General features: G+C 52.2%; 15 protein-coding genes and 1 tRNA gene. 13 read left to right on the top strand and 3 right to left on the bottom strand.

The features are described 5' to 3' along the window. Window positions 1-68 precede the first annotated feature (68 nt). The 8 genes from M891_RS0116540 (at window position 69) to M891_RS0116575 (ending at window position 8,303) form a co-directional block, all read left to right on the top strand. A complete protein-coding gene (locus M891_RS0116540; protein ID WP_028539603.1) occupies window positions 69-824 on the top strand; it encodes an SIMPL domain-containing protein in 756 nt (251 codons plus the stop codon). Window positions 825-1,033: 209 nt separating this feature from the next. Further along, window positions 1,034-2,008, top strand: coding sequence for an ABC transporter ATP-binding protein (locus tag M891_RS0116545; protein WP_028539604.1), 975 nt, complete (start codon window positions 1,034-1,036; stop codon window positions 2,006-2,008). Further along, entirely contained in the window at window positions 2,005-2,856 is an 852-nt protein-coding gene (locus M891_RS0116550) for an ABC transporter permease (RefSeq protein ID WP_028539605.1), read from the top strand. Before M891_RS0116545 ends, M891_RS0116550 begins: the two co-directional genes overlap by 4 nt. Then, window positions 2,853-3,659 carry an ABC transporter permease gene (locus tag M891_RS0116555; protein ID WP_028539606.1) on the top strand — a complete coding sequence of 269 codons (807 nt, stop codon included), beginning with the start codon at window positions 2,853-2,855 and terminating at the stop codon, window positions 3,657-3,659. The genes M891_RS0116550 and M891_RS0116555 overlap by 4 nt, the downstream gene beginning before the upstream one ends. A 47-nt stretch (window positions 3,660-3,706) precedes the next feature. Beyond that, window positions 3,707-4,753 carry an ABC transporter substrate-binding protein gene (locus M891_RS0116560; protein WP_028539607.1) on the top strand — a complete coding sequence of 349 codons (1,047 nt, stop codon included), beginning with the start codon at window positions 3,707-3,709 and terminating at the stop codon, window positions 4,751-4,753. A gap of 131 nt (window positions 4,754-4,884) precedes the next feature. After that, a complete protein-coding gene (locus M891_RS0116565; protein WP_028539608.1) occupies window positions 4,885-5,664 on the top strand; it encodes a DUF3298 and DUF4163 domain-containing protein in 780 nt (259 codons plus the stop codon). A 196-nt stretch (window positions 5,665-5,860) separates the two neighbouring features. Next, window positions 5,861-7,273: a glucuronate isomerase gene (gene uxaC, locus M891_RS0116570; protein ID WP_028539609.1), complete on the top strand. Its 1,413-nt coding sequence runs from the start codon at window positions 5,861-5,863 to the stop codon at window positions 7,271-7,273. 19 nt (window positions 7,274-7,292) lie between these two features. Continuing rightward, complete coding sequence (locus M891_RS0116575) at window positions 7,293-8,303, top strand: LacI family DNA-binding transcriptional regulator (protein WP_028539610.1); 1,011 nt, start codon at window positions 7,293-7,295, stop codon at window positions 8,301-8,303. Window positions 8,304-8,536: 233 nt separating this feature from the next. Here M891_RS0116575 and ade read toward each other — a convergent pair whose 3' ends face one another. The 3 genes from ade to M891_RS0116590 form a co-directional block, all read right to left on the bottom strand. Next, a complete protein-coding gene (gene ade, locus M891_RS0116580; protein WP_028539611.1) occupies window positions 8,537-10,327 on the bottom strand; it encodes an adenine deaminase in 1,791 nt (596 codons plus the stop codon). A 622-nt stretch (window positions 10,328-10,949) separates the two neighbouring features. Continuing rightward, window positions 10,950-11,546 (bottom strand): ATP-dependent Clp endopeptidase proteolytic subunit ClpP, encoded by a 597-nt coding sequence (clpP, locus tag M891_RS0116585; protein ID WP_016314010.1) that lies wholly within the window; start codon window positions 11,544-11,546, stop codon window positions 10,950-10,952. 212 nt (window positions 11,547-11,758) lie between these two features. Continuing rightward, window positions 11,759-11,833: transfer RNA gene (locus M891_RS0116590), tRNA-Arg, on the bottom strand. Window positions 11,834-12,045: 212 nt separating this feature from the next. On the opposite strand from M891_RS0116590, the gene M891_RS0116595 reads away from it, so the two are divergent. The 5 genes from M891_RS0116595 (at window position 12,046) to M891_RS24085 (ending at window position 17,377) form a co-directional block, all read left to right on the top strand. Beyond that, a complete protein-coding gene (locus M891_RS0116595; RefSeq protein WP_028539612.1) occupies window positions 12,046-13,050 on the top strand; it encodes a LacI family DNA-binding transcriptional regulator in 1,005 nt (334 codons plus the stop codon). Between the two features lie 120 nt (window positions 13,051-13,170). After that, on the top strand, window positions 13,171-14,127 hold the full coding sequence (locus M891_RS0116600) for an ABC transporter permease (protein WP_028539613.1): 957 nt from the start codon (window positions 13,171-13,173) through the stop codon (window positions 14,125-14,127). A 16-nt stretch (window positions 14,128-14,143) separates the two neighbouring features. After that, window positions 14,144-15,031 (top strand): carbohydrate ABC transporter permease, encoded by an 888-nt coding sequence (locus M891_RS0116605; protein WP_028539614.1) that lies wholly within the window; start codon window positions 14,144-14,146, stop codon window positions 15,029-15,031. A gap of 78 nt (window positions 15,032-15,109) precedes the next feature. Then, window positions 15,110-16,753 carry a sugar ABC transporter substrate-binding protein gene (locus M891_RS0116610; protein ID WP_028539615.1) on the top strand — a complete coding sequence of 548 codons (1,644 nt, stop codon included), beginning with the start codon at window positions 15,110-15,112 and terminating at the stop codon, window positions 16,751-16,753. 171 nt (window positions 16,754-16,924) lie between these two features. Further along, complete coding sequence (locus M891_RS24085; RefSeq protein ID WP_442952256.1) at window positions 16,925-17,377, top strand: glycoside hydrolase family 30 protein; 453 nt, start codon at window positions 16,925-16,927, stop codon at window positions 17,375-17,377. The last annotated feature ends 268 nt before the right edge of the window (window positions 17,378-17,645 follow it).

Consider the following 17,645-nt stretch of genomic DNA (forward strand, 5'->3'; position numbering starts at 1 on the left):
TCCACGATTTACGTTTAGAAGGTAAAATTACCAATCTTTAACCGAAAACAGAATGGAGGTCATGAAAAATGAAAACCTGGTTGAAGCCGGCAGCTTCTTTGCTGGTTGCGGGAACCTTGATTGCCGGAGGAATCTTTGTAAGCGGTGCCCTTAACGCACCGGTGCCGGTTTATGCGGATGGCGAAATGCAAAAGAATGTGGTGACAGTGGTGGGTAGCGGTGAGCTGTCCGTGAAGCCGGACGTGGCGTATCTGTCCATTGGCGTGGTGACGGAGGCCAAGACAGCGAAAGAGGCTCAAAGCGCCAATGCGACTAAAGTGGCTGCGCTGACGAAGCTGCTGAAGGAGACGTGGAAGATTGCCGACAAGGACATTCAAACCGGTCAATTCTACGTACAGCCGAACTATACGTACAGCGACAAGGAAGGCCAACAGATCAAGGGATATAGCGCTTCGCATTCGCTGGAGGTCACTTACCGGGATTTGTCGAAAGTAGGACAATTGCTGGATGCGGCGTCTGCGGCGGGAGCCAACCGGATCAATAATATTCGCTTCAGCACCGAAAATCCGGATCAGTACCAAGACCAAGTGATTCAAAAAGCGATGAATGATGCGAACAAGAAAGCCGCCTCGATCGCGAAAGCCGCCAACCGCCAGCTGGGCATTGTGCTTAGCATCAGCCAAGGCAGCACAAGCACGCCGATCTTCACGCAGAACGTGAAAATGATGGAAATGGCGGCAGCGGATTCTGCGGTGAGCACACCGGTGGAACCAGGCGAAATCGACCTGCAAACCACGTTAACAGTGATGTATGAGTTAAAATAAATAGTCAATTTTAGACCACCTCTCATTATTTGGAGGTGGTTTTGTTTTTGACTCCCATAGAACCCAACAAAAACTATTGTAACCCGCGCCAAAACAAGGTATAGTGAATATGCGAAAAAATGAATCGAAGTACCCGACAAAGCCATACCAATGGATATGGCTTTTTTTTCTTAGGAAGACAAGCCTACATTGAAGGAGTTGATGCAAAGATGATAGAACTGGCCGCGGTGGAGAAGCACTTTGCGGGACAGGTCGCCTTGCATCCGCTATCGCTCACGATTAAGGAAGGGGAATTCCTCACCTTGCTGGGCCCAAGCGGCTGCGGCAAGACGACGATTTTGCGCATGATCGCTGGGTTCGAGCAACCGACCTCCGGGAAAATCCTGTTGGACGGAAAGGACCTGACGAATTTGCCGCCAAATCGCCGGGATTTGAACCTTGTCTTTCAACATTATGCTTTATTTCCTCATATGACGGTGGAAGAGAATGTCGCCTTTGGATTGAAGATGAAGAAGATGCCGATCAAGCAGCAACAGGAACGTGTGCGGGAGGCGGTTGAAATGACGCAACTGACCGCGCTCACGAAGCGATACCCGCACCAGCTGTCCGGCGGGCAGCAGCAACGGGTGGCCATCGCGCGGGCGATCGCCAACAAGCCGCGGGTGCTGCTATTGGATGAGCCGCTGGGCGCGCTCGACCTGCAGCTTCGTAAGAGCCTGCAGGCTGAACTTAAGCAGCTGCAGCGCAGCTTGGGCATTACATTCGTTTACGTCACGCATGACCAGGAAGAAGCGATGATGATGTCTGACCGCATCGTCGTGATGAACAGCGGCAGAGTGGAGCAGATCGGCACCCCGCGGGAAATTTACGCACAGCCGGCCACGTTGTTTTCGGCCACCTTCGTGGGCGAGAACAATATTTTCTCCCGAGACGGGCAGTTATTCGCTGTGCGTCCGGAGAAGCTCAAGGCCGTACAGAGCGGGGAAGGCGTCGAAACGAAGCGCAGCGGCGAGCTGATGGACGTGCAATACCTCGGCGGCGTGCATAAGCTGATCGTGCAGCTGGAGAATGAACCGATGACCGTATCCATTGTGCTGGATGTCAACGATGAGCGTACGTGGCAAATCGGGGAGACGGTTGGGGTGGATTGGAAGCCGGAGGATGAGGTGGTCATCGGATCATGAAAAAATCTGGCTTAAGCATGCTGCCGGTGTTCCTGTGGTTATGCCTGTTCCTGGTTGTGCCAATGCTGATCGTCGTAGGCATCTCTTTTATGGGACGTGACGAACTGGGCAATGTGGTACTGGACTTTAATTTGGATGCCTATGCGTTATTTTTTGACCCGTTATATTTGGGCATCTATTGGGATACGATTGTGTTATCCGTGCTGACGACCGCACTATGTCTATTGCTTAGTTACCCGTTGGCCTATTATATTGCAAACGCCGGTCCGAGAATGCAAACCTGGGGCCTTGTGCTAATTACCGTGCCGTTCTGGATCAACTTCCTGATCCGTACCTATGCCTGGGTGCTGCTGCTGCGGACGCAAGGGATCGTAAATGAGTTCTTGCTTCGCATCGGACTGATCTCCGAGCCGTTGCAGATGCTGTACACGAAGGGCGCGGTGTTGCTCGGCATGGTATATACGTTTATTCCGTTTATGGTGTTGCCGATCTTTGTCGCGTTGGAGCAGATGGACAAACGACTGCTGGAGGCGGCCAGCGATTTGGGCGCGTCGCGCTGGAAAGCGTTCTGGCACATTACGCTGCCGCAAACGAAGTCGGGGATCATGACGGGTTCTGTGCTGGTGTACGTTTCGACGACCGGCATGTTTGTCGTGACGGATATCCTCGGCGGGGCGAAATCGGCGATGATCAGCAACATCATTCAAAGTCAGTTTCTTGGGGCACGCAACTGGCCGTTTGGTTCGGCGCTGTCCGTGATCTTCGTGATCACCTCGCTGATTCTGATTGCGCTGTTTAATCGGGCGATGACGTCCCGGTATCAAAGGGTGCGGGAGGTGCGTTCATGAAAACCAAAAGCCATCCGCTGCTCGGCGTTCATTCGCTGATTATGATGATTTTCATCTATGTGCCGATTCTGTTTATCGTAGCTTACTCATTTAACAGCTCCAGGTTGGCTGCAGATTGGAGCGGTTTTACGTTTGACTGGTACATTTCGCTGTTTGATAATCGCCATGTTATGGAGGCGCTGGCCAACAGCTTAACTGTAGCGATCGTTTCAACGGTGATCTCGACGGTGCTTGGCACGCTGGCGGCGCTCGCGATGCGGAAGATCGGACGTCGCTTGAAGTCGGGGATGGGCGGCTTGCTGTATTTGCCGATTATCATTCCGGATATTATCATGGGCTTGTCGTTGCTGGTGCTGTTTAATCAGCTCCATATGCCGCTGGGCAAAATCACGATCATCATCGCTCATATCACGTTCAGCTTGTCCTATGTCTACGTTGTTGTCACCACCCGGCTTTCCGGTATGGGAGGTCAACTGGAGGAAGCGGCGCAGGATTTGGGGGCGAGCTCGTGGCAAACCTTCCGATATGTGACGTTGCCGCAAATTGCTCCGGGTATTATCTCCGGGGCCTTGATCGCGTTTACGCTGTCTTTGGATGATTTCATGGTCAGCTTCTTTGTCAGCGGGCCAAATTCGACCACATTGCCGATATATATTTATGGGCAGGTCAAACGGGGTATTTCCCCGGAAATTAACGCATTGTGTACGATTTTGATTTTGGTGACGGTCATTTTGATCTTCCTGGCGCAATTTGTACTCAATCGCGGCAAGGGCCAGAAGAAACAATCATTGCTGCCATTTTAGGCGATTTTTGATATTCTTTAAGACGATAATCGAAGGGAGATTGGGAATTGAACAAAAAGAGATGGGCCGGTCTCGTACTGGCAGGGATGTTGGTTGCCGGACTGTTGTCGGGTTGCGGATCATCGAAGGAGACGCTTAACATTTACAGCTGGGCCGATAACTTTGACGAAGAAGTGCTGGAGCAGTTCGAGAAAGAGTTCGACGTAAAGATCAATTATGACGTATTTGCCAACAATGAGGATTTGCTGGCTAAAATTAAGGCGGGCGGCGGCGGTTACGACTTGATTCAACCGTCCGATTATATGGTGGCCACGATGATCAAGCAGGATCTGTTGGCACCGCTGGACATGAACAACATTCCGAACTTCGCCAACCTGTCTGACGCTTATAAGAACCCTGCCTACGATCCGGGAAATAAATACTCGATCGTATACACCTCAGGGGTGACGGGGATTGCATACAACAAGAAATACGTGAAAGATGAGATCAACAGCTGGGAAGATCTGTGGAATCCGGAATACAAGGGCAAAGTCATTTTGCTGGACGATAACCGCGAAGTGATTGGCATGGCCTTGAAAAAGAACGGATACTCCAATAGCTCCACCGACGAAGGGGAAATCACAACGGCTGTGGAGGACTTAAAGAAGCTGCTGCCAAGTGTACTGGCCTTCGATACCGACAACATCAAGCAAAAAATGATTCAAGAAGAAGGCTGGATCGCCACTGTATGGTCGGGTGACGCTTCCTACATTGCTCAAGACAATCCCGATGTCGCTTATGTGGTACCTAAGGAAGGCGGCACGATCTGGTCGGATAACTACGCGATTCCGAAGGATTCGAAGCATAAAGAGCTGGCTGAGAAGTTTATCAACTTCATGCTTGATCCGGAAGTAAGCGCGAAGAACTACGAAGCAATCGGATACAGCGATCCGAATGTGAAAGCTGCGGAGTTCCACAGCGAAGAATACCGGAACGACAAGATGATTAATCTGTCCGAGGATGAGCTGTCTCGTACTGAATGGCTGGGTGACGTAGGCGATAAGCTGCAGCTGTACGACCGGTACTGGACCGAATTGAAGAGCGGCCGCGAGTAAGATCGGCTTACCTATTGCAACAGCGCCAGGCGCTTTCCGTGAGGGAAGGCGTGCTGGCGTTTTTGCGTACATGAATTTTTGCCACCCGGGTCATAATTTAGGTATTAACCGATAGAGGGTGGCGATAACAAGTGAAGCGTAATACGGTAAAAATGATCACTTCGCTGATGACCGCAGGCTTGATGATCTCCGGCTTGACCGTTGTTCCGGCAGAAGCCGCGCCGCAGGCTCCGGTCCAGATCAGCGGGGAGAAGCCAGAGACAGGCTCGGCAATGGTGCAGGAGCGGCAAGGCGTTAAAATCACGAATCATACGATCGTGAAGAAAATTCCCGAAGCGTCGATTAAAGTCGACTATCCGCAGGTGAGCGGATTAAAGCACAAGTCGGTACAGAAGAAGATCAATAAGCTGTTTAAGGTAAAAGCCGAGAAATTTGTGGCCAATGCGTTGAAGGAAGCGAAGGCGGGACAACCGTCGACACAAAGTGGGAACCCCTATGAGTATGTCGGTACTTACAAAGTGACGTACAACCGTGACGGGGTGCTCAGTCTTTATCAGGATTGGTACTCTTACACTGGCGGTGCGCACGGGATTACCGTACGTGACGGCTTGACCTTCCGGCTGGATAACGGAAAGCTGCTGACGCTGGACGAGCTGCTCCGGGCAAACCCGAATTATCGCAGCATCGTGGATCCGGAAATTGCCAAGAAGCTGCAGGAGACGGAAGGCTACTTCGGAAACTTCAAAACGATCGGCTCGAATCCGTCGTATTATGTGAAGGACGAGGGCGTGACGATCTTTTTCCAACTGTACGAATACTTGCCTTACGTGTTTGGTTTCCCGGAATTCTACTTCCCGTTTAGCCAACTGCTGCCGCCGGGAACGAATCCGTTTGATTTCAACACACGCTGAGGTTTTGTCGAATCTAGGGTCATGCCCTCTTGGCTGCATTCGCGGCTGAGGGGGTTTTTTGCTGAATGCGATCTGCGGGCCAGGGCCGATATTCTCTCTTGCGTTTTCCGATAAAACGTTTACAATAAAAGCATTGCAACTTATGTTAACGTTAACAACGAGTAAACTACGGAGCTGAAGGAAGGGAGAATGAGAAGTGGCGAAGACATTTTTAGGGGAAAACTTTCTGCTTGGCAGCGAGACAGCGGCGAAATTGTATCATCAGTATGCGAAGGATCTGCCTATTATCGATTATCACTGCCATTTAAGCCCGCAGGAAATCTATGAAAACAAGACGTTTCGCAACTTAACCGAGGCTTGGCTGGGCGGCGACCATTACAAATGGCGGGTGATGCGGGCTTGCGGCATCGACGAGGAACGGATCACCGGCGGGGCGGATGATTACGATAAGTTTCTCGCTTGGGCGAAGGTGGTGCCGCAGCTGCTGGGGAATCCGCTGTACCATTGGACGCACTTGGAGTTGCAGCGTTTTTTTGGGATTGATGAGTTGCTGAATGAGGAGACTGCACCGGTCATCTGGGAACAAGCGAATGCCCAGCTGCAAAGTGAAGGATTTGGCGCGCGAGATTTGATTACGAAGTCGAAGGTGACGGTGGTCTGCACTACGGATGATCCGGCGGATTCGCTGGAGTACCATTTGAAGATCAAGGAGCTGGAAGGCTTCGATACGTTGGTGCTGCCGAGCTTCCGTCCAGACAAGTTCCTGGAGATTAATCGCGATACCTTTAAACCTTGGCTGGCGAAGCTGGAGGCGGCGGCGGGTAAGTCGATTCAGGGATATGGAACGCTGTTGGATGTGTTACGGGAACGGATCGACTTCTTCCATGAGGTCGGCGGGCGCGTATCAGACCACGCGCTGGATACGCTGGAATACGAGGAAGCGACGCTGGAGGAAGTGGAAGCGATCTTTGCTAAGGCGCTGAGTCAGGGTTCGGTGACGCCGGAGGAGGAACGGAAATACAAATCGTATACGATGGTGTTCCTCGGCAAGGAGTACGCCGCTCGGGGCTGGGCGATGCAGCTGCATATCCATGCGTTGCGGAACACGAACACGGCGATGCTCCGGCGGCTGGGTCCGGATACGGGCTATGATGCGATTAACGACGGTCCTTTGGCTGAAGCGCTGGCCCGATTGCTGGACGCCATCGAGCAGGAGGGCGGGCTGCCGAAGACGATCCTGTATTCGCTGAACCCCAATGATTACTGGGCGTTAGCCAGCATTATGGGCAGCTTCCAAGGCGGGGGCGTTCCTGGTAAAATCCAATTTGGCACCGCTTGGTGGTTCAACGACAACAAGGACGGTATGATTCAGCAGATGCACACGCTGGCCAACTTTGGCGTGTTGTCGCAGTTCATCGGGATGCTGACGGACTCCCGCAGCTTCCTGTCCTATACGCGGCATGAATACTTCCGCCGCCTCTTATGCGACGTGCTTGGCGATTGGGTGGAGCGCGGCGAGGCGCCGGAGGACTATGCTCTGCTGGGCCGGATCGTCACGGATATTTGCTACGGCAATGCTAAGCGGTATTTTGCTTTTCCCGAAGCATAGAAAGGATTGACGCTGTTGTATGTCCGCTACGATCAAAGACATCGCCAAGCTGGCGAATGTCTCGCATATGACGGTTTCCCGGGCGTTGAACAACAGCCCGCTGATTAAAGAGGAGACCAAACGCAAGATTATGGAGATTGCTGAGCAGCTGAACTACGTGCCGAATTATAATGCCAAAAGTTTAGTGCTGCAGCGTTCGCATACGATTGGATTGTTTTTTACGAGTATGGTTCAAGGGACTTCCTCCAGCTTCTTGGCCGAGGCGATCCGCGGTGTGAGTCAGGAGGTTGGCGTCCAGTACAACTTGTTTCTGCGGGGGATCGACGATTTTGAGGACTTTAGCTCAATCCATCGGCGGCGGTTCGACGGCATCCTGCTCATGAGCCAAAGTGAGCGTGACGACACATTTATTCGTCATGTGCGGGAGCAAGGAATTCCTCTGGTCGTGCTGAATCGGAATGCAGACGATCCGACCATCGTCAATTTCGTGTCCAATGACCGGGCAGGGGCTTACGAGTTGACGCGATACTTGGCGGGCTGCGGGCATACGCGCATTGGCCTGGTAGAGGGAATCGCCGGCTATAAGTCGACGCAGGAGCGCAAGGAAGGGTATTTGCGGGCGATGAAGGATGCGGGCTTGGCCGTACGGGAGGAATGGCTTGCCCAGGGCTGCTACGACGTGGAGAGCGGTTATCTGGCGATGCACCGGTTGCTGGCGTTGCCGGAGCGGCCAACTGCGGTGTTCTGCTGCAACGACGACATGGCCATCGGTGCGATGAAGGCAGCGACAGAGGCGGGAATGCGGATTCCAGCGGATGTCTCGGTCGTTGGCTTTGACGACATTGGCTTCTCGCATTACACGAATCCGCCACTGACGACGGTGAAGCGGCCGATTGAGCAGCTTAGCCGGATGGGCGCGCGCAAAATCCTTGAGCTGATCGACGGGGCGGCGGCCGGCGGGGAGCTGGTGCTGCTGGATACGGAGCTGGTGCGGCGGGAGTCGGTGGAGGAGCCGCGTGCTCATCTGTAGGTGCGAGCGTTTCCGGCTGTATGTTTTATCGGCGCAGTAGCAGCCAGGAGGCCCACGCAAGCGTCTCCGGCGGCACGGCATCGGCTGTGCGACGGCCGTATGAGGCAGAAAACTGCACTTTTGCAGGAATTGCGAAAAACAAACCCGCCAGAGAGGATAACCTTTCTTGGCGGGTTTTTCAAGTGAGAGAGCTTGTTGCTGTTGTTATTGCCGTCGCTGTTGCTGGTTGCGGCTTAACCGACTTCGACCGGCACGAGCTTGAACTCGTTCACGTCCGCTAGGCCGCGGTTGGTGATCCGCAGCTCCGGAATAACCGGCAGGGCGATCAGTGAAAACGTCATGAACGGCGCGTTCAGTTGACAGCCGAGCTGTTTCCAGGCGGCCTCCAGCTCATTCACCTGGGTGACCACCGTCTCCAGCGATTGATCGGACATCAGGCCAGCGATGGCCATCGGCACGGCAGCGAGCACTTGGCCGTTCAGGACGGCGATCATGCCGCCGCCCAGCTTCGCCAGCTCGTTGGCAGCAAACACCATGTCCTCGGGATTTGTCCCCATGACGATGAGGTTATGGCTGTCATGGGCAACGGTGGAGGCCACGGCTCCTTGCTTGAGCCCAAAACCGCGCGCGAAGGCGAGGGACAGCTCGCCGGAACCGCGGTGGCGGTCGATGCAGGCCAGCGTGGCGATGTCCTGCTCGGCGCCCGGACGCACGACGCCATCTCCGTCAACCGGAACGGTTGCCGTCCCCTTCGCCGTGCGGGCGCTGTTCTCGATCACGTCGACAACGTGGATCGTCGTTTCCGCTTGGCCGCTGGCGCTGCGGTAGAGGAAATCGTCGGCGGTCAGCGGACGCGCTAATTTCACCGAAGCGCGCGCCTGCGCCGGGTACGGGTACGCCGGGAACGGGACGCAGAGCTGTCCGGCGTCATAGGCGACTTTGCCGTCGGTGATGACCGTCGACGGCTCCATCCGCCGCAGGTCGTCGATCAGCAGCAGGTCCGCGCATTTGCCTGGCGCAATGCCCCCCACATCGCCGTCGACCTTAAAGTACCGCGCCGTATTGATCGTCCCCATCTGGATCGCCGTCACCGGGTCGACGCCCTCTTCAATCGCCCGGCGTACGACATGGTTCATGTGACCTTTTTCAATCAAGGTTTGCGGATACACATCGTCGGTGACCAGCATAATGTTCGAGGTGTTCACCTTATCCTCGGTGACGACCTTGATCACTTCCTTGACGTCATGCCACGCCGATCCCTCCCGGATCATCAGGTGCATGCCGAGGCGCAGCTTGGCGAGCCCTTGCTCCCGGGTCACGGTCTCGTGGCAGGAAGTCACGCCTGAGGCGATGTAAGCCTGGAGCATCCGCTCGTCGTCGCTTGGAAAATGACCGGTGACGGTTTTGCCCGCTTCCATTGTGGCTTGGATTTCGCCGAGCATTTTCGGGTCTCCGAATACGACGCCAGGGAAGTTCATGACTTCGCCCAGCCCCTCAACACCGTCCCAAGTCATCCCTTCGGCAATATCGCGGGTGTCCAGCGACGCCCCGGCATCCTCTAAGTGATCGGTGGCAGGTACGCAGGAAGGAAAGGTCGTATATACCTTCAGCGGCAAGGCCTGGCCCTCCTCGTGCATCCAGCGCACGCCCTCCGCCCCGAACACATTGGCAATTTCATGCGGGTCCATAAAAATACCGGTCGTTCCTTTCGGAAGCGCAGCTTTGGCAAACTCCGCCACCGACAGCATGGTGCTCTCCACGTGCATATGCCCGTCCAGGAGCCCGGGAACGAGGTGACGACCTGCCGCATCGATCACGACGGTGTTCTCGCCAATGGTGTGCGTTGCGTCCCCTACGAAGGCGATCCGCCCTTCAGCCACCGCAACGTCCGTATTCGGCAGCAGCTCTCCGGTATACACATTGACTAAGGTGCCGCCCTTAACCACCAAATCGGCTTTGGCTTTGCCCATGGCGACATCCGCCAACGTACGGCTTACTTCATACAATTTTTTTCTGGATTCCATTTCCCGGTTCGCTCCTTTAAACAATGTCGTTCAAAAAGTCAGACTTCTAACGCTTGCCACCGACCTTATTCCTGCCAAAATCACGATGTTTCAACTGTAACGCTTACCAGACTGCTTATTTCCCCCGTATCTGCCTATAAATAGGCATTTCCGTCGAAATAGTGTTTCTCAGCGTCGTTAGAGCCGCGAGCACGCTAATTTCGCCCCAATAGTGCTTCTCATCAGCGTTAGAGCAGAATGGCTACTAGATGCACGTCATCGACAGCAGGGTTACAGCAAAAGTGCAATTAGATACGGGTCATCATCAGCAGGGTTGTCAGCAGAAGTGCATCTAGATACCGGCTATCGGCAGATGTGCTGTCGTAGAAGGCTGCCAGCAGAAGTGCTACGAGATACACGCCATCAGCAGCAGAGTAGCCAGCAGATAGGCTACCCGCAGACGGGCTATCAGCTGAAAGACAGTCAGCAGAACGAAGGCTTATCTAGAGGCTATGTGCCTGTAGTAACTTGCGATCCGACTTTTTGAACCTTCGCGTTAAGTTATTTAAAGATTAATATAACAAGAAAGGCCGCTCCTCGAACAGTATTTTCTGTTCGGAGAGCAGCCTTTTTTTATATCGCCTTAAGCTTTGGCTGGATTCACTTTCTCGATCACTTGGTCGATCAAGCCATATTCCTTCGCTTCTGCCGCGCTCATGAAGTAGTCGCGGTCGGTGTCCTTCTCAATCCGTTCCAGCGGTTGACCCGTGCGTTCCGAGAGGATTCGGTTCAGTTTATCGCGCATCTTGAGGATGCGGCGAGCGCGGATCTCGATGTCCGTCGCTTGACCTTCCGCTCCGCCGAGCGGCTGGTGAATCATGATTTCGCTGTTAGGGAGCGCATAACGTTTGCCAGGCGCACCTGCGTTCAACAGGAAGGCGCCCATCGAAGCGGCCAACCCAACGCAGATGGTGGAGACGTCCGCTTTGATAAATTGCATGGTATCAAAAATCGCCATACCGGCCGTAATGGAACCGCCAGGGCTGTTAATGTAGAGGTGAATGTCCTTGGTTGGATCTTCCGCGTCCAGGAACAACATCTGAGCAATGATGGAGTTGGCCACAACGTCGTTAACTTGCGAGCCCAGGAAAATGATCCGGTCTTTGAGCAGACGGGAATAAATGTCATAAGCGCGTTCGCCGCGGTTGCTTTGTTCTACGACCATAGGAATATAACTCACCGATAAAACCTCCTTAAAATTCGGGTGTTCAAGTGAATCGCCCCGTTGAATGGAATGGTTTGGGATTCATCATCTCCATCTAAGAATTGACGGAAATGATGAGGATTAATCTCATCATAAACAATTTATTTGAGAAAGTCAAAGAAAGTCAAACTCAAGATAATAAAAAAGTCCAGAACACTTCTGTGACAGGACTTTGCATGTGTATGATATGGCGCGCCCGCGAGGAATCGAACCTCGATCTCAGGCTCCGGAGGCCTACGTCATATCCATTGGACCACGGGCGCAAATTTAGCGAACAAAATAGATTATATGGCATTTCCACACAAAATGCAAGGTGTAGATCCAAAGGTTTTGCAGAAAATAAATGGGAACCCCCAAAGAGGTGCGACGGATCGTTTTTTGTAAGGGATCAAAAAATAGGGGATTGTCATGAAAGCGTTTCTATGGTAATTTGAGGAATATAAAAACGTTTTTATAGACAAGGGTGTAATCAGGGATGGGGAAAGTCACCATTAAGGATGTAGCCAAGGCAGCAGGGGTTTCGATCTCTACGGTATCCAACGCGCTGAACGATGTGGATGTGTTGAATCCGGAGACCAAATCCCATGTGCTGAAGGTTGCCAAGCAGCTCAATTATGTACCGAACTTAAACGGGAAGCAACTGAAGTCGAAGAAGACGAACATGCTTGGTTTTTTTACGACGAGTGTATCCGGGCCTTATTTTTACATTTTGGTGGAGTCGATGGCTCGCGAGAGCGAGCGGTTGGGTTACGGTCTGCACGTCATGGTTACTGCCGATAAGCAAACGATTATCAGCAATATTATGGGGCGCCGGGTGGATGGCGTGATCATCTACGAAGAATTGCGGGTGGATGACCATGATATCGCGATGATGGAGAAGGACAAGATCAAGGCGGTATTTCTGGATCGGGTGATTCAGAAGGAAACGATGGGGACCGTGATTTTCAATTCGTATGCGTCCGCTTATGAAGCGACCAAATACCTGATCAGCCTAGGCCATAAGAAAATCGCCTACATTTCCGGCGTCGATACGATGTATGACAGCGTACAGCGGAAAGAGGGATATCTCGCGGCCTTGCGGGAGCATCAGCTGCCGATCGATGAGGATTTTATTGTGCAGGGGTATTTTGAGGAAGAGAGTACCTATAATGCGATCCGGGCGTTTATTCACAAGCATCCGGGCAAAGTGCCGGACGCGATTTTGGCCGGTAACGATTTGAGCGCCATCGGGTGTATCAAAGCGTTGCGTTCGTATGGCCTTGAAGTTCCAAGGGACATCAGCGTCGTAGGGTTTGACGATATTGATATTGCTCAGTATTTTACGCCGCCTCTGACGACGGTTCGTAATCCAATCGCCAGACAAGGGATCCTGGCAGTTAATCACCTGGTGAACATGATTAAGAAGCAGGAACAGGGCAAGGTGCAGAAGCTGGATGGTCAATTAATTGTGCGGGGCTCAAGTCATGTACGTTTAGGCTAAGAGAAGCTGAGACGGAGCTGAACTTGAGCTCAGCGAAAATTGTAAGCGGTTAATTAAAGGGATTCTATTGCTAAAAATAAAAACGTTTTTATCCATACGGGATAAAGAGAGGAGCGCAAAATGGCGAAGTCAGCTGTGTCAGCCAAAAAGCCGATGGGAATCCGAGTGAAACAGTTCTTTATCGATTTCGGCAGGCAGTGGGAAATCCAGTCGATGATCTGGCCGGGTATTATTTTTATGATTATTTTTTGCTACATCCCCATCTACGGACTAACGATCGCTTTCAAAAATTATACCGTCATCGATACGTTAAGCTCCGCTCCATGGGTAGGCTTGGAAAACTTTAAGATTATCGCCACCGACAAATACTTCTGGGAATCCGTGGTGAATACGCTGGGGATCAGCTTCCTGAAGCTGGCCATCGGCTTCGTGATCCCAATTATTCTCGCGATTATGATCTACGAGGTCGGAATGGGGCGGTTCAAAAAAATCGTGCAGACGATCTCGTACCTGCCGCACTTTTTGTCTTGGATCGTACTTGGCGGGATGCTGATCACCTGGTTTTCGACGACCGGGATGTTCAACCAACTGTTACTGGACTTGGGCTTGATCTCGAAGCCGCAAAATATCCTGCTTGATCCGGGCAAGTATTGGTGGATCGCGGTGCTGTCGGATGTCTGGAAAGAGGCGGGCTGGGGAACGATCCTATACCTCGCCATCATGGCCAAGATCGACCCGACCTATTATGAAGCTGCGAAGATCGACGGGGCAAGCCGGCTCCGGCAAATTTGGAACATCACGCTGCCCAATATGCGGATGATTATCAGCTTGAACCTGATTCTGACCATCAGCGGCCTGCTTGGCTCCAACCTGGACCAAACCTTGGTGCTGATGAACTCTCAGAACCGTGAAAGGGCCGAGGTGATTAACTCCTATGTGTACCGGATGGGGTTAACACAGGGGGACTTCTCCTACGCGACCGCCGTAGGACTTGGGGTTTCGGTCGTATCGGTTATTTTGTTGGTGCTGGCAAATAAGGTGACCAGCAAACTCAACGATAATCAATCTGTCCTGTAAGGAAGGAGCAGCAGCCATGAATCGAAAGGTGCTCAAACGGGATCTCGACAGCAGAATCTTTGATACGGTGAACGCGACGATCCTGATCATATTTACGATTGTTATTGTGATTCCGCTCTGGAACGTCATTGTCTCTTCCTTTAGTTCGGGACGAGCTCTTGCTGAAGGCGGGTTTGTCTTCTGGCCAAAGGAGTTTTCCTTGGAGAACTACCAGGCGGTGTTTCGAGACGATACGATTTGGCAGTCGTTCCTGATCTCGGTCCTCAAGACGGTGATCGGCGTTGTGACTCACGTCTTCTTCTGTGCGATGATCGGCTACGGTCTGAGCAAGAACAATGTCCGCGGTCGCAAGCTGTACGTGACGATGGGCGTTATTACGATGTTTTTCTCAGGCGGCATGATCCCGACGTACTTGCTGATTAAATCCCTGGGGCTGCTGAACAGCTTCTGGGTGTATATCATTCCGGCTTTGTTCAGTTATTACGATGTCGTGATCTTAATGAATTTCTTCCGTAACGTGCCCGATTCCCTGGAGGAATCCGCCAAAATCGACGGTGCCGGTGACTGGAGAATTTTCCTGAAAATCTTTATCCCGTTATCTATGCCGGCGATGGCGACCATCGCTCTGTTCAACGGGGTGAGTCAGTGGAATGACTTTTTGACAACCAAGCTGTACATCACAGATGAATACCTGTATCCGCTGCAAATGAAGCTGTACGAAATCATTGTGCAGTCCCAGACTCAATCGATGCAGAACATCGCGGGTTCCGTCGTGATTGAAACGACGACCAAAGGAGTTCAACTCGCAACAATTGTGATTACGACTTTGCCGATTGTTGTGATTTATCCATTATTACAAAGGTACTTCATCTCGGGCATGATGCTGGGGGCGGTGAAGGAGTAACGCATCCGCATGAAACGCTAGGCTTGATCAGCGAGTTGGACTAGCTATGCTTCTTACAAAAAAAGGAGGGTACAACGAATGCTTAAGTTGAACAAAAATCTTGCAAGAAAAGGGATGACCGCTTGCGCAACTCTGCTCACCGCTGCGCTGATTGTTACCGGCTGCGGCGGCTCTGGCGGCAGCTCGAAGGCAGCCAAAGAGGTATCTCTGGATGATCGCTATGCCTTGGACGCGAATACGCCGGCTTGGAAGCTGGATAAGAAAGAAGAGCCAACCCAGCTGACTTGGTACGTGAACGCCGATTGGTGGAATACCGACTTCGGTAATGATGTGGTCACGAAGAAGATCAAGGAAGATTTGAACATTGATATCAAATTTATTACCGGCGATGACACCAAGCTGAATACGTTTTTTGCCGGAAGCGACATGCCGGACTTGATCACCGTATTCGATTCCAATTCGGCCGTCGTGCAGAAGGCCTCTTCCTGGGCTTTACCGCTGAACGAGCTGGCGGAGAAATACGACCCTTATTTCAACAAAGTCGCTGCGCAAGATACGCTCAACTGGTTTAAGCAAGAGGACGGTAATACGTACGGTTACCCGAACTACTCTAACACGCAGGCTGATTATGACAGCGGTAACATTCCTGCGAAGACCGCTTTTGTGATTCGCAAGGACGTGTATGAAGCGCTGGGCGAGCCTAAGTTCGGTACCCCTGAGGAATTCAACAATGTGATGCAGCAAATTAAAGACAAATTCCCGGATCTGATTCCGTTTGGATTTAACTCAATTGGCGAAGGGACGGGCTCCTTAGGGGATGTGTTCCAAGACTTCCTTGGCGTACCGCTGGAAACGGAGAACGGCGAGTTCTACAACCGCAATCTGGACGAAGATTATCTGACTTGGCTCAAAACGTTAAATGAAGTTCATAGAGCTGGCAATATCAGCGACGACAGCTTTGCCGATGACGGCCCGGCTTTTGAAGAGAAAGTGAAAGCTGGCAAATACGCCACGATGTTGCTGGACGGAACGCCGCAGCAAGGCGGTAATTTGCAAATCTTCGCCACCGCTCATCCGGATCAAGCCTACCTGGCAATCGACGGACCGCAAAGCACAGTGGGCAACACGCCGAAGCTGAACCAATCCGGGATAACCGGCTGGATGATCAGCTTTATCACGAAGCAATGCAAAGACCCGGCGAAGGCGATTCAAATTTTTACGTACCTGTTGGATGAAGAAGGCCAAATGCTGATGAACTACGGCATCGAAGGCGAGACCTATACGAAAAATGCGGACGGCACGGTTCAATTTACGCCGGAAGTGAAAGAGCTGCAGCAGAAGGATGCGGATAAATTCAAGAAGGAATACCGCATGGGTGAATTTATGTTCTTTGGCCATGACCGCCATAAAGCGCTGAGCGCCGATGCATTCCCGGATTCGATCAAGCAAATGCAAGAGTGGGGCAAAGGGAAGCTGTACCCTCACTTCGTTCTTGAAAATATCAATCCGGATGCTGGATCTCCAGAAGCCCGCTCCTTAACCGCGATTAACACGACTTGGAACACGACGATGGTCAGCCTGATTCGCGCGAAGAGCGACGAAGAGTTCGAAAGCACGCTCAACAACTACAAGAAGTTCCTTGAGGACAACGGTTGGGATAAAATCGTGCAAATCCGTACGGAGAAAATGAAAGCCAATAAAGAGAAACTTGGCCTCAAATAACCGAGCCCATTAAAAGAAGTGGAGGGAAACAGCATGCGTGAGCTTGATATTTATTATTCCACTGGAGAACAATCCCTTTTTGTCCGTACAACAGAGGAACAACTGCGGCCGACGGATTCGGCTGGCGTGGAGGTCGAGGTCCGATTGGACGAAAGCCTCATTTATCAGACGATGGATGGGTTTGGGGCGTCTTTTACCGATTCGGCTGCCTATCTGATTCATCAGGTGCTTCCCGAAGAGCAGCGATCCATCTTGATGAAGAAGCTGTTTGACCCGGAGGAGGGCATCGGCCTATCCGTGTTGCGCAATCCGATGGGGGCCTCTGACTATGCCCGTTTCTTCTATAGCTACAACGATTTGCCCGAAGGGGAGACCGATCCGGAAATGCAGCGGTTCTCGATCGAACATGATGAAGCTGATGTCATACCGCTTCTACAAGAGGCGCTGGCCTTAAATCCGTCCATCAAGCTGTTTGGCTCCCCTTGGAGCGCACCGGGCTGGATGAAAACGAGCGGTTCCATGATCGGCGGGGAACTGAAGAAGGAGTATTACGAAGCGTACGCGAACTATTTTGTCCGTTGCTATGAACGTTTTTGTCAAGCCCTCGGTTTTAANTCTGCCTGAGNACGTGGCGCGAGAGCAAAAATGCGAGCGACGGTCGGCACGCTGCTATCCGTGGGTTGGTTACCACATGTTATGCCTTCGTCAGGGAGAGCCCTTGCAAGCTAGAAACGCACGTTCAGTTTCTTTCAAAACTTAGTGCAAACGGACAACGCAAATTCTCTCCCGAACCTTCGTTTGCTCCCGGGCCTCGTGCTCCGGCGTGAGCTTGTCAAGCGTCTTCTTTGACAAGCGGTTTGGTTCAAATCAACACTTTTCCGAGTCCTCATCG

It is taken from the genome of Paenibacillus sp. J14, from assembly GCF_000518465.1.
GTDB lineage: Bacteria > Bacillota > Bacilli > Paenibacillales > Paenibacillaceae > Fontibacillus > Fontibacillus barengoltzii.

Coding starts and splice junctions, on each gene's coding strand:
- M891_RS0116540 (WP_028539603.1), top strand. CDS start 69: ATGAAAACCTGGTTGAAGCCGGCAGCTTCTTTGCTGGTTGCGGGAACC.
- M891_RS0116545 (WP_028539604.1), top strand. CDS start 1,034: ATGATAGAACTGGCCGCGGTGGAGAAGCACTTTGCGGGACAGGTCGCC.
- M891_RS0116550 (WP_028539605.1), top strand. CDS start 2,005: ATGAAAAAATCTGGCTTAAGCATGCTGCCGGTGTTCCTGTGGTTATGC.
- M891_RS0116555 (WP_028539606.1), top strand. CDS start 2,853: ATGAAAACCAAAAGCCATCCGCTGCTCGGCGTTCATTCGCTGATTATG.
- M891_RS0116575 (WP_028539610.1), top strand. CDS start 7,293: ATGTCCGCTACGATCAAAGACATCGCCAAGCTGGCGAATGTCTCGCAT.
- ade (WP_028539611.1), bottom strand. CDS start 10,327: ATGGAATCCAGAAAAAAATTGTATGAAGTAAGCCGTACGTTGGCGGAT.
- M891_RS0116595 (WP_028539612.1), top strand. CDS start 12,046: ATGGGGAAAGTCACCATTAAGGATGTAGCCAAGGCAGCAGGGGTTTCG.
- M891_RS0116600 (WP_028539613.1), top strand. CDS start 13,171: ATGGCGAAGTCAGCTGTGTCAGCCAAAAAGCCGATGGGAATCCGAGTG.
- M891_RS0116605 (WP_028539614.1), top strand. CDS start 14,144: ATGAATCGAAAGGTGCTCAAACGGGATCTCGACAGCAGAATCTTTGAT.
- M891_RS0116610 (WP_028539615.1), top strand. CDS start 15,110: ATGCTTAAGTTGAACAAAAATCTTGCAAGAAAAGGGATGACCGCTTGC.